This is a genomic window from Streptomyces sp. NPDC055287 (assembly GCF_053646035.1).
On the sequence record NZ_JBSHNE010000005.1, the window covers coordinates 38,482 to 50,865 of the forward strand.

Annotated in this window: 16 protein-coding genes; 10 read left to right on the top strand and 6 right to left on the bottom strand. The window is 70.6% G+C overall.

Annotation, left to right across the window (positions count from 1 at the left end):
- Positions 1-5: 5 nt before the first annotated feature.
- The 3 genes from ACWIHY_RS10155 to ACWIHY_RS10165 all read right to left on the bottom strand — a co-directional run bounded on the left by ACWIHY_RS10155 (position 6) and on the right by ACWIHY_RS10165 (position 2,024).
- Positions 6-1,256 carry a beta-ketoacyl-[acyl-carrier-protein] synthase family protein gene (locus ACWIHY_RS10155; RefSeq protein ID WP_454375181.1) on the bottom strand — a complete coding sequence of 417 codons (1,251 nt, stop codon included), beginning with the start codon at positions 1,254-1,256 and terminating at the stop codon, positions 6-8.
- Entirely contained in the window at positions 1,253-1,504 is a 252-nt protein-coding gene (locus tag ACWIHY_RS10160; protein ID WP_454375182.1) for an acyl carrier protein, read from the bottom strand. The genes ACWIHY_RS10155 and ACWIHY_RS10160 overlap by 4 nt, the downstream gene beginning before the upstream one ends.
- A 130-nt stretch (positions 1,505-1,634) precedes the next feature.
- Positions 1,635-2,024 carry a VOC family protein gene (locus tag ACWIHY_RS10165; protein ID WP_454375183.1) on the bottom strand — a complete coding sequence of 130 codons (390 nt, stop codon included), beginning with the start codon at positions 2,022-2,024 and terminating at the stop codon, positions 1,635-1,637.
- 274 nt (positions 2,025-2,298) lie between these two features.
- Between ACWIHY_RS10165 and ACWIHY_RS10170 the strand changes: the two genes are divergently transcribed.
- On the top strand, positions 2,299-3,153 hold the full coding sequence (locus ACWIHY_RS10170) for an MEDS domain-containing protein (protein ID WP_454375184.1): 855 nt from the start codon (positions 2,299-2,301) through the stop codon (positions 3,151-3,153).
- Positions 3,147-3,593 carry an ATP-binding protein gene (locus ACWIHY_RS10175; RefSeq protein ID WP_454375185.1) on the top strand — a complete coding sequence of 149 codons (447 nt, stop codon included), beginning with the start codon at positions 3,147-3,149 and terminating at the stop codon, positions 3,591-3,593. Before ACWIHY_RS10170 ends, ACWIHY_RS10175 begins: the two co-directional genes overlap by 7 nt.
- A gap of 16 nt (positions 3,594-3,609) precedes the next feature.
- Here ACWIHY_RS10175 and ACWIHY_RS10180 read toward each other — a convergent pair whose 3' ends face one another.
- Complete coding sequence (locus ACWIHY_RS10180) at positions 3,610-4,161, bottom strand: DM13 domain-containing protein (protein WP_454375186.1); 552 nt, start codon at positions 4,159-4,161, stop codon at positions 3,610-3,612.
- Between the two features lie 133 nt (positions 4,162-4,294).
- On the opposite strand from ACWIHY_RS10180, the gene ACWIHY_RS10185 reads away from it, so the two are divergent.
- The 8 genes from ACWIHY_RS10185 (at position 4,295) to ACWIHY_RS10220 (ending at position 10,420) form a co-directional block, all read left to right on the top strand.
- Positions 4,295-4,693 (top strand): hypothetical protein, encoded by a 399-nt coding sequence (locus tag ACWIHY_RS10185; protein WP_454375187.1) that lies wholly within the window; start codon positions 4,295-4,297, stop codon positions 4,691-4,693.
- Positions 4,694-4,773: 80 nt separating this feature from the next.
- Positions 4,774-4,962 carry a hypothetical protein gene (locus ACWIHY_RS10190; protein WP_454375188.1) on the top strand — a complete coding sequence of 63 codons (189 nt, stop codon included), beginning with the start codon at positions 4,774-4,776 and terminating at the stop codon, positions 4,960-4,962.
- A gap of 214 nt (positions 4,963-5,176) precedes the next feature.
- On the top strand, positions 5,177-5,647 hold the full coding sequence (locus ACWIHY_RS10195; protein WP_454375189.1) for a cation:proton antiporter regulatory subunit: 471 nt from the start codon (positions 5,177-5,179) through the stop codon (positions 5,645-5,647).
- 3 nt (positions 5,648-5,650) lie between these two features.
- Positions 5,651-6,919: a cation:proton antiporter gene (locus ACWIHY_RS10200; RefSeq protein ID WP_454375190.1), complete on the top strand. Its 1,269-nt coding sequence runs from the start codon at positions 5,651-5,653 to the stop codon at positions 6,917-6,919.
- A 171-nt stretch (positions 6,920-7,090) separates the two neighbouring features.
- Positions 7,091-8,185 carry an LLM class flavin-dependent oxidoreductase gene (locus tag ACWIHY_RS10205; protein WP_454375463.1) on the top strand — a complete coding sequence of 365 codons (1,095 nt, stop codon included), beginning with the start codon at positions 7,091-7,093 and terminating at the stop codon, positions 8,183-8,185.
- The gene (locus ACWIHY_RS10210) at positions 8,182-8,796 is read left to right on the top strand and encodes a CE1759 family FMN reductase (protein ID WP_454375191.1); all 615 of its coding nucleotides are present in this window, start codon (positions 8,182-8,184) and stop codon (positions 8,794-8,796) included. The genes ACWIHY_RS10205 and ACWIHY_RS10210 overlap by 4 nt, the downstream gene beginning before the upstream one ends.
- A gap of 212 nt (positions 8,797-9,008) precedes the next feature.
- On the top strand, positions 9,009-10,007 hold the full coding sequence (locus ACWIHY_RS10215; RefSeq protein ID WP_454375192.1) for a hypothetical protein: 999 nt from the start codon (positions 9,009-9,011) through the stop codon (positions 10,005-10,007).
- Complete coding sequence (locus ACWIHY_RS10220) at positions 10,007-10,420, top strand: hypothetical protein (protein WP_454375193.1); 414 nt, start codon at positions 10,007-10,009, stop codon at positions 10,418-10,420. The genes ACWIHY_RS10215 and ACWIHY_RS10220 overlap by 1 nt, the downstream gene beginning before the upstream one ends.
- Here ACWIHY_RS10220 and ACWIHY_RS10225 read toward each other — a convergent pair.
- Both ACWIHY_RS10225 and ACWIHY_RS10230 read right to left on the bottom strand, forming a co-directional pair.
- On the bottom strand, positions 10,405-11,271 hold the full coding sequence (locus tag ACWIHY_RS10225; protein ID WP_454375194.1) for an ABC transporter permease: 867 nt from the start codon (positions 11,269-11,271) through the stop codon (positions 10,405-10,407). The two genes, ACWIHY_RS10220 and ACWIHY_RS10225, sit on opposite strands and share 16 nt — an antisense overlap.
- Entirely contained in the window at positions 11,268-12,332 is a 1,065-nt protein-coding gene (locus tag ACWIHY_RS10230) for an ATP-binding cassette domain-containing protein (RefSeq protein ID WP_454375195.1), read from the bottom strand. Before ACWIHY_RS10230 ends, ACWIHY_RS10225 begins: the two co-directional genes overlap by 4 nt.
- Positions 12,333-12,384 lie beyond the last annotated feature (52 nt).

Below are 12,384 nucleotides of genomic sequence, written 5' to 3' on the forward strand. Positions count from 1 at the left end.
TCCGGCTAGCGGGTGAGGACCAGCGCGGCGTTGTGGCCGCCGAAGCCGAGCGACGTCTTGACCGCGCAGTCGAACGCGGCGGGGCGGGCGGCCTTGGCGACCACCTCGACCGGGATGTGCGGGTCGAGTGAGTCCAGGTTCGCCGTCGGCGGGACGAGCTGGCGCTCCAGGGCCAGCACGGTCAGCGCCGTCTCGATCCCGCCGGCCGCGCCCAGGGTGTGGCCCGTCATGGCCTTGGTCGAGGTGACGAGCGGGTCCGCGCCCAGCAGCCGGTGCAGCATCGTCGCCTCGATGAGGTCGTTGAACACCGTCGAAGTCCCGTGCGCGTTGACGTGCCCGATGTCGGACGGGGTCACGCCCGCGTCCGACAGCGCGGTGCGCAGCGCGCTCTCGATGCCCTTGCCCTCGGGGTCGGGGGCGACGGCGGAGTACGCGTCGCTGGACGCGCCGTAGCCCGCGATGCCCGCCCGGATCCGGGCGCCGCGGGCCCTGGCGTGCTCGGGGCGTTCCATGACGAGCAGGCCGGCGCCCTCGCCCACGACGAAGCCGTCGCGGTCCGCGTCGAACGGGCGGCAGGCCGCGGCGGGGTCGTCGCGACGCGTCGACACCGCCTTCATCTGGCAGGCGCTGGCGATCAGCAGTCGCGAGCACACCGATTCCGCACCGCCCGCGACGACGATGTCGCAGGCCCCCGTGCGGAGCATCTGGTGCGCGGTGCCGATCGCGACCGTGCCCGACGAGCACGCCGTGGAGACCGCCATGCTCGGGCCCCGGGCGCCGAGGTCCGTGCAGACGCTGCTGGCCGCGCTGTTGACGACGGTGAGCGGGGCGAGCTTGGGGGAGACCCGGCGCGGGCCCTTGGTGGTCAGTGCGGCGTGCTGCTCGTCGTAGAAGGGGAGCCCGCCGTGGGCGGATCCGATGACGACCGCGACCCTGCCGCTCTCCCAGACGCAGGGGTCGAGTCCGGCGTCCGCGACCGCCTCCCGCGCCGCCAGCACGGCAAGCTGCGAGAAGCGGTCCATCAGGCGCTGGGCCGCCACGCCGAGGAGCCGCGCCGTGTCGAGGTCCTCGGCACCGATGGCGTACATGAAGTCACAGGGCAGGTCGCGCAGTTCCTCGCGCGCGCGGACGGACGAGGGGCGGACCTCGCCACGCGTGACGTTTCGCCACACCTCGTCGACGCCCACTCCCGCCGCTGTGACCAGGCCGAGTCCTGTCACCGCCGCGGTGAAGGGCGGATTCGCCGGCCTGGTCATCCGACGGCCTTGGTGTGTGCGAGTTTGGCCTGGACGAGTTCGACCAGCTCACCCACGGTGTTCCGGGAGGTCAGCGTCGCGTCCTCCAGGTCGATCTCCAGCTGCTCCTCGATGAGGATGCGGAATTCCTCCAGCGCGAGTGAATCCATGCGCAATTCGTGGAGCGGGATTTCGGGACGGACGGCCGCAGGGGCTACGCCGAATTTCTGCACCATCAGCGTGCTGACGGCATCTGTCGCACTGGCCACTCGTCGCTCCTCCGAGTTTGTCCGGCAACCTTTATACGCGCCCACCCGGACGGGCCCTTACAACGTTCGCCCTATGTAATGAGGGCTAGTTCGTGCGTACGGATTCCCCTGCTGCCGTCGCCTGCCGCAGTTACGCCCCGGTGCTGCCGTACGGACGGGTGATGGCTTCCAGGCCGTGGCCGGACGGGTCCATGAAGTACATGCCGCGACCGCCGTCATTGCGGTTGATCTCGCCCGGCTGCTTGCCGTGCGGATCGGCGTAGTACGTGACCCCGGCGTCCTGGAGACGCTGGAAGATCCCGTCGAACTCCTCCTCCGTGACGAGGAAGGCGTAGTGCTGCACGGTGATCGACTCCGCGGGGACGGTCGCGAAGTCCAGCGTGACCCCGTTGCTCAGCTCGACGGCGATGAACGGGCCCCACTCGGCCGCGATCTCCAGGCCCATGACGTGGGTGAAGAACGCGGCGGATTCCCGGTTGTCCCGGGAGTGAACGATGGTGTGATTCAGCTGTACTGACACTGTGGAATGCCTCCGTAAGGCAAACTCACGGGCTACCTCCATGCCTCACCCGGTCGGTGACCGACACGCGATGCCGTGCGGCGATCGTAGGTCGAACCACCCTTGCTGTCACGTGATCTGGGCCGGCCCACGCGCGCGGCCGCTCCGTTCGGGTGCCGTCACGCGACTTCGGGTACGGCTACTCAACTCCTTCCGCTATCCCTATGGTTGGGCGCACAGCAGGAAGGGACCCCCAGAAGCGATGCATGAACGGGCAGACACGCATCCGGGCCTCATGCCCGTACAAGGGATGCGAGCGGGTGACCACGCGTTTCTCAGCTATGACGACGACGAAGCCAACTGGGACGCGCTCATCACGTACACCCGCACCGGACTGGCGCGCGGCGAGAAAGTGATCGTCTTCGCGGCGCCGCAGCTCGACGCCGACACCGTACGCACGCGCCTGGACGGGACCAGCCGGCTGCTCGCCGAGGCGCGGGGGCGGGGGCAGCTGACGCACAGCAGCATGCGGGCACTGATCCGGCCCGACCGCGGCTTCACTCCCGAACGGCAGTGGGAGCGCCTCCGCGAGGAGACCGCGCTCGCCGTCGCGCAGGGCTACCAGGGGCTGCGGGCGTTCATCGACATGCACTGGGTGGCGGACCTCGACGCCGACATCGAGACGATGATGTACCGCGAGTCCCACGCCGAGCACCTGTTCGAGGGGCGGCCGTACAACGAGATCTGCTCCTACGACCGGCGCGCGTTCGACGACGACGTACTCGACGCCATGTCGGACGCGCATCCCTGCTCGCTGCTCGGGTCGCTCGGTGAGATGCGGGTTCTACAGGCGCGGGAGTCGGTCAGAATAGCGGGCGAGGCCGACCACGCCACGGGGGGAGCCTTCGTTGCCGCCCTGGACGACGCGCTGAAGCGAACCGCGGCGTCCCGGCGGCTGCTGGTGGATCTGATGCCGCTGCACTTTCTCGGCGTACGGTGCGCCCTCGACCTCATCGACCACATCGCCGGGGCCGCCGGACACGACGGCGTCGAGGTCCGCTGCGGCACGGCGCAGGCGGTGCTGCTGCGCCGACTCGGTTCGGACCGGGTCCGGCGCCTCACGCTGACGGAGGCGGTCCGGGAATGGTGACGGAAGGGCTGCACCTCAACAACGGCGGACCGCAGGAGCGGTTGCTGGAATTCGATTTCACCCGCGAGGACATGCCCCGGCTGCGTGTACTGGTCGACCAGTACGCCGCCTGGGCCGGGCTCGCGGAGCCCCGGCGGGGCGACTTCGTCCTCGCGGCGGACGCGGTGGCGACGAACGCCGTCGAGCACGGCGGCGGAGGCGGCAGGCTGGTGCTGCACCGGTCGCCGGGTTCGCCCGGCGCTCTGGAGTGCGCGATCAGCGACTCCGGGCCCGGCTTCGCCGCCTCGGTCATCCCGGAGCTGGCACCGGGGCTGGCCGGCAGCCACTGCGGGCGGGGTCTGTGGCTCACACGGCTGATCACTGACCGGCTGGTCATCACGGGGGAGGGGGAGAGCCGGCGCGGGAGCGTTGTGGCCTTCACCATGTGGCTGCCGGGCTGAGGCAGACGGCCGGGGGCTACATGCGGGCGGTGAGCTCGGCGGCGCCGAAGGAGACGTCGAAGCGGTCGCACCAGATGCTGACGCTCGTGAGGTCCTTGAGGTCCAGGTCGGCGGGCAGCGCGTAGTTCTGGTCGCCCTTGTTGCCCTTGAGCTTGCCCAGGCTGACGTGCTTGCCGTCGTCGAACACGTGCCAGCCGTCCCTGCCTTCCTTCACCCGGGCATCGGTGAGCCACACGCGCAGGTCGGGGCCGTTGCTCGTGTCGAGGTTCTCCAGACGCAGGGTGCGGGAGCCGTCGGGCAGCCGGATGATCTTCACGGTGCCGCTGGTGCTGTGCTCGTGGCTGATCAACGTGCCGGAGGCCACGGCGGTGGGAGGGGCCGACGGGGTGGGCTTGCCGGAGGGGGCGTCAGGCGGGGTGGCGGCGGGGGCCGGGACGGGCAGTCCTTCCCGGACCGTGTCGTCCACCCACAGCTTCCACGGCTGGAACCAGTACAGTCCCGCGCCGGCCACGAGCATGCCGAGCAGCAGAAGTCCGATGATCACGGGCTTGCCGAGTGTGCGCCTCATGTGCCCATTCAACGCCCGGAAGACGGCTGCGACCTCGGTATTTCCATGACGAAAGTCTTACGGCACTAGCCCGGTGGAGGGGACTTGGGCGCCGTAGGGCTAGGAACCGGCCCGCCCGTGGGACGAGAGGCACATGCCTGCCTTGTGCCACGTCCCGCGCGCGGTGCGCAGCGGCACTCTGATGGCGCTGCTGGTGCTCGTCGCCGCCTTCGCCGTGCTGCTGGGGGAGGGCGGGCCGTCCGGGCAGGCGCGGCCGCCGGTGTGGGGAGCGGTCGGTGAAGCGGCTCCTTCCGGAATGGGTGGCGGTGGTGCTTCCGGGGGCGAGGCGGACTCCGTCGACAGTGAGGTGCGCGGGGGCGGTGAGGGCGCCCGCAGTGCCCGGCGGGGCCGTCTGCTCCGTGGCGGCCGGGGGCGGGCTCCGGAGGCGGTGGCGGCGTACCGGCGTGCCGGGCGCGGTCAGCGGCGGGTGTGGCCCGGCCTGGCGCCGGGGGCGCCGGGCGAGGTGCGGCGGTCGGTGATTCTGCGCTGCTGAGGGGGCCGGCACGGCCCGTGGCGGCCGTGCGTCGTCGCCGTACCGGCGCTGAATCTCCCTCGACCGTAAGGATGTTCGTCATGCCCATCGACCCGTACGCCGCCCTGAACGCCATGGTGCGCGCCGAAGTCGCCCGCTCGTCCGAACCGCCCGTCGCCGCGCCTCCCGGCCGGCCCGAGTCGCAGCAGTCCGACGCCGGCGGCGAAGCCGTCGGCTCGGGCCGCGTCAGGGGCGGCAGGCGCGGTGAGGAGGACCCCGCTTCCGCGTAGCTGCGAGGCGGCAAGCGGGCGGCGGCGTCCCCGGTGGGGGCGCCGCCGCCCTCGTCACGCCTCTGAGATGCGCTTACGTCCGACAGGAGGCGGGCGCACGCGCGGAGTAGGGTAATGCCAAGGCAAAGTAGCCGGTCGCGCTGTTGTCCCTTTCGGCCGCCGTGCCCGGAAGTCCGCACGTGCCGCGGCCGGGCAGCAGACCGGGAGGCAGACCATGGGCACGCGCCGGACCACGTTGCCGGGAGTCGGCACGCAGTACGACTTCACGACCGAGCTGGGCCAGCACATCTCGGTCGTCGTGCACAAGGACGGCCGGCGCTTCATCGGCTTCTACGACCGCGACGACCCCGACGCGTGCGTGCTCTCCGTACCTATGTCGCCCGACGAGGCCACGGCCCTGGCCCACCTGATCGACACGGCGCCCATCGACGCCGTACGCACCGACGGGATCGATCTCGTCACCGAGCACATCCAGGTGACCGGCAAGTCGCCGTACGCCGGACGGCCGCTGGGCGACACGCGGGCGCGCACCCGTACCGGCGCGTCGATCGTCGCCGTACTCCAGCGGACCTCCGCGACGCCGTCACCGGGGCCGGAGTTCCGTCTCTCCATCGGGGACACGCTGGTCGCCGTCGGGACGCGCGAGGGCGTCGACGCGCTCGTCGAGATCATCGCGGGGGGCTGAGCCGTGCACGACACCACCGCGCTGCTCATCGAACTCGGCTCGCTCATCCTCGCGCTCGGCCTGATCGGAAGACTGGCGGGGCGGGTGGGCCTCTCCCCCATACCGCTCTATCTGCTGGCCGGGCTCGCCTTCGGGCACGGCGGGCTGCTGCCGCTCGCCGCGAGCGAGGACTTCGTGGCCGTGGGCGCCGAGATCGGCGTCATTCTGCTGCTGCTTCTGCTGGGGCTGGAGTACAGCGCCTCGGAACTGGTCACCAGCCTGAAGACGCAATACCCGTCGGGCGCCGTCGACTTCGTCCTCAACGCGACACCGGGTGCGGTGGCCGCGCTTCTCCTGGGCTGGGGTCCGGTCGCGGCCGTCGCGCTGGCGGGTGTCACCTGGATCTCGTCGTCGGGGGTCATCGCCAAGGTGCTCACCGACCTCGGCCGCCTCGGCAACCGCGAGACGCCGGTCGTGCTCGGGGTCCTGGTGATGGAAGACCTGTCGATGGCGGTCTACCTGCCGCTGCTGACGGCGCTGGTCGCGGGCGTCGGCCTGGCGGGCGGCAGCGTGGCGCTGCTGATCGCGCTGGGCACGGTCGGGCTGGTCCTGTACGTCGCGCTGCGACACGGGCGCCTGATCAGCCGGGCGGTCTCGTCGGACAACCCGGAGATGCTGCTGCTCGTCGTGCTGGGGCTGACGGTGCTGGTGGCCGGTGTGGCACAGCAGCTGCAGGTCTCGGCGGCGGTGGGGGCGTTCCTGGTCGGCATCGCGCTGTCGGGGGAGGTCGCGGAGGGCGCGCACAAGCTGCTGACGCCACTGCGGGATCTCTTCGCGGCCGTCTTCTTCGTCTTCTTCGGCCTGTCGACGGCTCCGGCGGACATCCCGCCGGTGCTGCTGCCCGCGCTGGTGCTGGCGATCGTGACGGCGTTCACGAAGATCGTCACGGGCTGGTACGCCGCGAGGCGGGCCGGCATCGGTTCGCGCGGCCGGCTGCGGGCGGGAGGGGCGCTGGTGGCGCGGGGCGAGTTCTCCATCGTGATCGCCGGTCTGGCGGTGGCGACGGAGCCGCGGATCGGACCGATAGCCACGGCGTACGTGCTGATCCTGGTCATCCTGGGCCCCCTGGCGGCCCGGTGGACCGAGCCGCTGGTTTCGCGCATGCGGCGGGGACGGGGGAAGGGGCGCGGCAAGGGGCTCGGGAAGGGACCCGACAGGACGCCGGAGATGCGGGCGTCCGGCCCGTCGTCCCCTGAGGAGGCTATCGCTCCGGCCACGGGGGTGACGGGGTGAGGAGTGAGGACTGACGGGGCGAGGTGACGGGGTGACGGGCGTGCGCGTCGGCGGCAGCTGCCGTCGTGCGCCTGGCATGCCTCGGCCTGGAATACCTCGGTGGCATGCGCCGTTGTGGGTATTGTTCAATATTCAACAATAGGTCGCAGGACAACCTCGGAGGTGAGCGCGTTGCAGTTCGGGATCTTCAGCGTCGGTGATGTGACGACCGACCCGACCACCGGCAGGACGCCGACGGAGAACGAGCGCATCAAGGCCATGACGGCCATCGCACTCAAGGCCGAGGAGGTCGGGCTCGACGTCTTCGCGACCGGCGAGCACCACAACCCGCCCTTCGTCCCGTCCTCGCCCACCACCATGCTCGGCTGGATCGCCGCCCGCACCGAGAACATCATCCTGTCCACGTCCACCACGCTGATCACCACCAACGACCCGGTGAAGATCGCCGAGGACTACGCGATGCTCCAGCACCTGGCCGACGGCCGGGTCGACCTGATGATGGGGCGCGGCAACACCGGCCCCGTCTATCCGTGGTTCGGCCAGGACATCCGCCAGGGCATCCCGCTCGCCGTCGAGAACTACGCCCTGCTGCACGAGCTGTGGCGCAAGGACGTCGTCGACTGGGAGGGCAAGTTCCGCACGGCGCTCCAGGGCTTCACGTCGACGCCGCGCCCGCTGGACGGCGTACCGCCATTCGTCTGGCACGGCTCCATCCGCAGCCCGGAGATCGCCGAGCAGGCGGCGTACTACGGCGACGGCTTCTTCGCGAACAACATCTTCTGGCCGAAGGACCACTTCCGCCGGCTGATCAGCCTCTATCGCGAGCGTTACGCCTTCTACGGGCACGGCACTCCGGACCAGGCGTTCGTCGGGCTCGGCGGGCAGGTGTTCATGCGGAAGAACTCGCAGGACGCCGTGCGCGAGTTCCGTCCGTACTTCGACAACGCGCCGGTGTACGGGCACGGGCCCTCCCTGGAGGACTTCACCGAGCAGACCCCGCTGACCGTCGGCTCGCCGCAGGAGGTCATCGAGAAGACACTCACCTTCCGGGAGAGCTTCGGCGACTACCAGCGTCAGCTGTTCCTGATGGACCACGCCGGGCTGCCCCTCAAGACGGTGCTGGAACAGCTCGATCTGCTCGGCGAGGAGGTCGTGCCGGTACTCCGTAGGGAATTCGCCAAGAACCGCCCGGCCCAGGTGCCGGACGGCCCGACCCACGCGGCGCGCGTCGCCGCCGCGATCGCACAGGGAGAGGTGACGGCATGAAGCTCGTGGTCGTATCGGCGGGCCTGAGCGTGCCCTCGTCGACCCGGCTCCTCGCGGACCGGCTGGCGGAGGCGACGCGGACCTCCCCGGTCGACGTCGGGGTCGTCGAGGTACGGGTCGTCGAGGTACGGGAGCTGGCGACCGCCATCGCGAACCATCTGGTCACCGGCTTTCCGAGCCCGGCTCTCTCCGATGCGATCGACGCGGTCACGGAGGCCGACGGCCTGATCGCCGTCACCCCCGTCTTCGCCGCCTCGTACAGCGGTCTGTTCAAGTCCTTCTTCGACCTGATCGACAACACCGCCCTCGCCGGCAAGCCGGTCCTGATCGCCGCGACCGGGGGCACGGCCCGCCATTCCCTGGCGCTGGAGCACGCCGTGCGTCCCCTCTTCGCCTACCTGCGGGCCCTGGTCGTGCCGACGGCGGTGTACGCCGCCTCGGAGGACTGGGGCTCGCGGGGAGACGCCCGTACGGACGACCTCCCGCGCCGGATCGAGCGGGCGGGAGCCGAGCTGGCGGAGCTGATGGGGCTGCGCGCGCGGTCCCGCCGTCCCACTGACGAAGCGGTGACGCCGTTCGCGCGGCAGCTCGCAGAGCTGCGGACCGGCTGACCCTGTGGCCGGACCTCACCGCGGCAGGCACGAGTGCCCTCACCCCCTGGGTGGGGGCATTTCGCTGTGCGTGTGCGGGAGTTCGGGCCGGTGCTGTACGGTAACCGCGTCATCACGCTTCGTGTCCGCCCGGACGCGGGGCGGTCCCCGGCGGTGCTACCAACACCATCCGAGGACCTTCACCATCGAGGACTGAAACAGGAGTCCCGAGGATGCTTCGGCATGCTATCGCGCCCCTCCGGCGCTATACGAAGGCTTCGCACGACGTCGTGCAGCACCCGCGTCTGAACAGCGACGCGAAGATCTTGCTTCTGTACGTACAGGGGCTCCCCGAGGGCTCGACCGACAGGCCCCTCAGCGCGCACGCCGAACGTCTCGGCATCAAGGGCCGGGCGTATCAGAAGGTCAAGCAATCCCTGGCCGCCTGCGGGTTCCTGCACGAGTGGCGTCACCAGAACGAGCGCGGCCGCTGGGTGACCGACCAGCTTCTCGCCAACGTCCACCTCACCACCGAGGAGGCGGCGGCCGTCCGCGACGGCGACGTACCGAGTACGCACATGCGGACGGTCGGTGAACCGGCACCCCAGACGGTCGGTGACTCCCCTTCGGGGGACAACAACGGGGAAGAGAACACCCCCCACCCACCCCACGAGCCGCCGCAGGACGATCCGGAACGTGCCGCCGCCGAGGACGTGCTGCTGTCCCTGCGCCGGACGCGCCGCGAACTGCACCTGGGCGAGAGCGAGGCCCGTACGCTCTCCGCGATCGCGGCCGACTGGCTGCGCAGAGGCATCAGCCCGGCGGACCTGCGTCACGCACTGAGCAGCGCTCTGCCGCCGAACGGTGTCCGTTCCGCCGTCGGGTTCCTGCGGCACCGCCTGACGGTGAAGATGCCGCAGGAGCGGGCCCTCGTACGCCGGACACCCGGCCTGCCCCCGCAGACGGAGCGCCTGCCGAGGCCACTCATCACCTGCGAGGGGCCCGGCCCCGAACACGTCTTCCGCCCCCTGGGCGACGAGGCGCAGTGCGGCCGCTGCCGCCAGGAAGCGGCGTGGGAGACCCACACCGCGAAGTACCCGCCCCGGCTCCGGCCTGGCCGCGACAGCGCGGAGCCGGTGCCGGTGCCGGTGCCGGTGCCGGTGCCGGTGCCGGTGCCGGTGCCGGTGCCGGTGCCGGTGCCGGTGCCGGTGCCGGTGCCTACGATGCCGTGATGGCTCACGATCCGATCGCGTACATACGGTTCCAGGGAACGGCCCCACGGGCGCGGGGCAACTTCCCCGGAGTGTTCGGGCTCGTCAACGGCCTTGCGCGGGAGGGCAGGCTGACCCCCGCTCAGGAGCGGCTGCGGCGTACGAACAACGACTGGTACGACGCGGCGTACACCGATCCGAGCACCGTCGACCCGGCCGTCTACGACGAGCGCCTCAATCCGGGCGCGGCGGCCTGGTTCAAGCCCACCGCCGTGGAGCTGATCGCGCGCGTCGGCGGCTATCTGGAGATCCTGGCCGCCCACGGCGTCGAATGCCGACTCGTACGGTCCACCGATCCGGGGCGGGTCGTCTACGAGGACGAGCACCAGATCGTCGTGGTCCCGTACGAGCCGGGGGATCACTTGCGGTTGTAGAGCCGCATCGTCACCGTGCCGAACACGACCAGCAGCACCGCCGACCAGGCCAGCGACCAGCCGATGTCGGCGGCCGGCCAGTTGCCCGCCATCAGCTCCCGGACCGCCGTCGCCACATGGGTCACGGGGCTGTTGTTCACGAACGCCTGGAGCCAGCCCGGCATCGTCTTCGGGTCGACGAAGACGTTGCTCAGGAACGTCAGCGGGAAGATCACCATCATGCTGACGCCCATCACCGACTTCTCGGTGCGCAGGAGCAGGCCGAACATGGTCCAGATCCACGAGAACGCGAACGAGAAGACCATCAGCAGCGCCACACCGGCCACGACGCCGATTGCGCCGCCTTCCGGGCGGTAGCCGATGATCATGCCGATCCCCAGCATCACGGCGGACGCGATCAGATAGCGGATCACGTCGCCGAGCAGGTAGCCGACCATGGGCGCCGGGCGCCAGATCGGGAGCGTACGGAAGCGGTCGAAGACGCCCTTGGTGATGTCGGTGTTGACGGCGACGCCCGTGTACATCGTGATCATCACGATGCTCATCGTGAGGATGCCGGGCAGCAGGAACTGGACGTACTCCTCGACCGATCCCGCCAGCGCCCCGCCGAAGAGGTACGCGTACATCAGCACCATCATGATCGGGAAGGCCGTCACGTCGAACAGCTGCTCCGGGACGTGCTTGATCTTGAGCATGGCGCGCCAGCCGAACGTCAGGGACGCGGAAAGCGCGCTCGGACGCGGCGGGCGGTCCTTGCTCACGAGCAGAGCGGCGAGCTCCTCGGCCCTCGGGGCTTCGAAGGCGACTTCGTCGGGGCCTTGGTTCTTGTCCTTGGTCGCGACGGTGCTCATGCGGGCACTCCTGTCGTCGGGTCGTTCGTCGAGTCGTCGGCCGGGGCGGTCGCCGGATCGCCGGTCGGCTCGCCGGGAGTGCCGGTCTTCTTGTTCCGGTCCGTCAGCGCCAGGAAGACCTCGTCCAGGCTCGGCTGGCCCAGCGCGAAGTTGTCGACCGTGATCCCCGACGACGCCAGCTCGGACAGCGCCCGCGCCGCCTGTTCCGCCGCGCCGAGGTCACTCGCGTGCCCGTTGACCGTCGCGGTCAGGGCGACGGGATCCGCGTCCAGCTGTACGGCGACGTTCAGCGCCTTGCGCAGGACCCGCTCGGCCTCCGGGCGCTGCGCCGGATCGCGCAGTCGCAGATGTACGGAGCCCGAGCCGACCGACGCCTTGAGCTCGCCCTTCGTGCCCTCGGCGATGACCTTGCCGTGGTCGATCACCGCGATACGGGACGCCAGCTGGTCGGCCTCGTCGAGGTACTGCGTGGTCAGCAGGACCGTTGTCCCCTGCGCCACGACCGCCCGCACGATGTCCCACACCTGGTTGCGGCTTCGCGGGTCGAGGCCGGTCGTCGGCTCGTCGAGGAAGAGCAGGTCGGGCGTGTTGAGGATGCTCGCCGCGATGTCGATACGGCGCCGCATGCCGCCCGAGAAGTTCTTGACCTGCCGGTCGGCCGCCTCCGCGAGCCCGAACGCCTCCAGAAGCTGCGCCGACCTGACGCGCGCCGCGGCCTTGGAGTGGCCGAGGAGCCGACCGAGGAGCACGAGGTTCTCCGTGCCGGTCAGGTCCTCGTCGACCGACGCGTACTGCCCGGTCAGGCTGACCCGCCCGCGCACCGCGTCGGCTTCCCGCACCACGTCCTTGCCGAAGACGTGCGCCTCGCCGCCGTCGGGGCGCAGCAGCGTCGCGAGCATCTTCACGGCGGTGGTCTTGCCCGCGCCGTTCGGGCCGAGCACGCCGTACACGGTGCCGGCGGGGACGGCCAGGTCGATGCCGTCGACGGCCCGGTTCTCACCGAACACTTTGACCAGGCCCGCCGTCTCGATGGCGAGCTCCGGCCCGGGGTGTCCACTCATGTCTTCCGCCCCTCCGAGGGGTCGTCGGATCGTCTTACCCAGTGTTGACCGC

What these genes read in the sequence shown, in the direction of transcription:
- ACWIHY_RS10155 (WP_454375181.1), bottom strand. Translation starts at nt 1,256, where the DNA reads ATGACCAGGCCGGCGAATCCGCCCTTCACCGCGGCGGTGACAGGACTC.
- ACWIHY_RS10170 (WP_454375184.1), top strand. Translation starts at nt 2,299, where the DNA reads ATGCCCGTACAAGGGATGCGAGCGGGTGACCACGCGTTTCTCAGCTAT.
- ACWIHY_RS10175 (WP_454375185.1), top strand. Translation starts at nt 3,147, where the DNA reads ATGGTGACGGAAGGGCTGCACCTCAACAACGGCGGACCGCAGGAGCGG.
- ACWIHY_RS10180 (WP_454375186.1), bottom strand. Translation starts at nt 4,161, where the DNA reads ATGAGGCGCACACTCGGCAAGCCCGTGATCATCGGACTTCTGCTGCTC.
- ACWIHY_RS10185 (WP_454375187.1), top strand. Translation starts at nt 4,295, where the DNA reads ATGCCTGCCTTGTGCCACGTCCCGCGCGCGGTGCGCAGCGGCACTCTG.
- ACWIHY_RS10190 (WP_454375188.1), top strand. Translation starts at nt 4,774, where the DNA reads ATGCCCATCGACCCGTACGCCGCCCTGAACGCCATGGTGCGCGCCGAA.
- ACWIHY_RS10195 (WP_454375189.1), top strand. Translation starts at nt 5,177, where the DNA reads ATGGGCACGCGCCGGACCACGTTGCCGGGAGTCGGCACGCAGTACGAC.
- ACWIHY_RS10210 (WP_454375191.1), top strand. Translation starts at nt 8,182, where the DNA reads ATGAAGCTCGTGGTCGTATCGGCGGGCCTGAGCGTGCCCTCGTCGACC.
- ACWIHY_RS10215 (WP_454375192.1), top strand. Translation starts at nt 9,009, where the DNA reads ATGCTTCGGCATGCTATCGCGCCCCTCCGGCGCTATACGAAGGCTTCG.
- ACWIHY_RS10220 (WP_454375193.1), top strand. Translation starts at nt 10,007, where the DNA reads ATGGCTCACGATCCGATCGCGTACATACGGTTCCAGGGAACGGCCCCA.
- ACWIHY_RS10225 (WP_454375194.1), bottom strand. Translation starts at nt 11,271, where the DNA reads ATGAGCACCGTCGCGACCAAGGACAAGAACCAAGGCCCCGACGAAGTC.
- ACWIHY_RS10230 (WP_454375195.1), bottom strand. Translation starts at nt 12,332, where the DNA reads ATGAGTGGACACCCCGGGCCGGAGCTCGCCATCGAGACGGCGGGCCTG.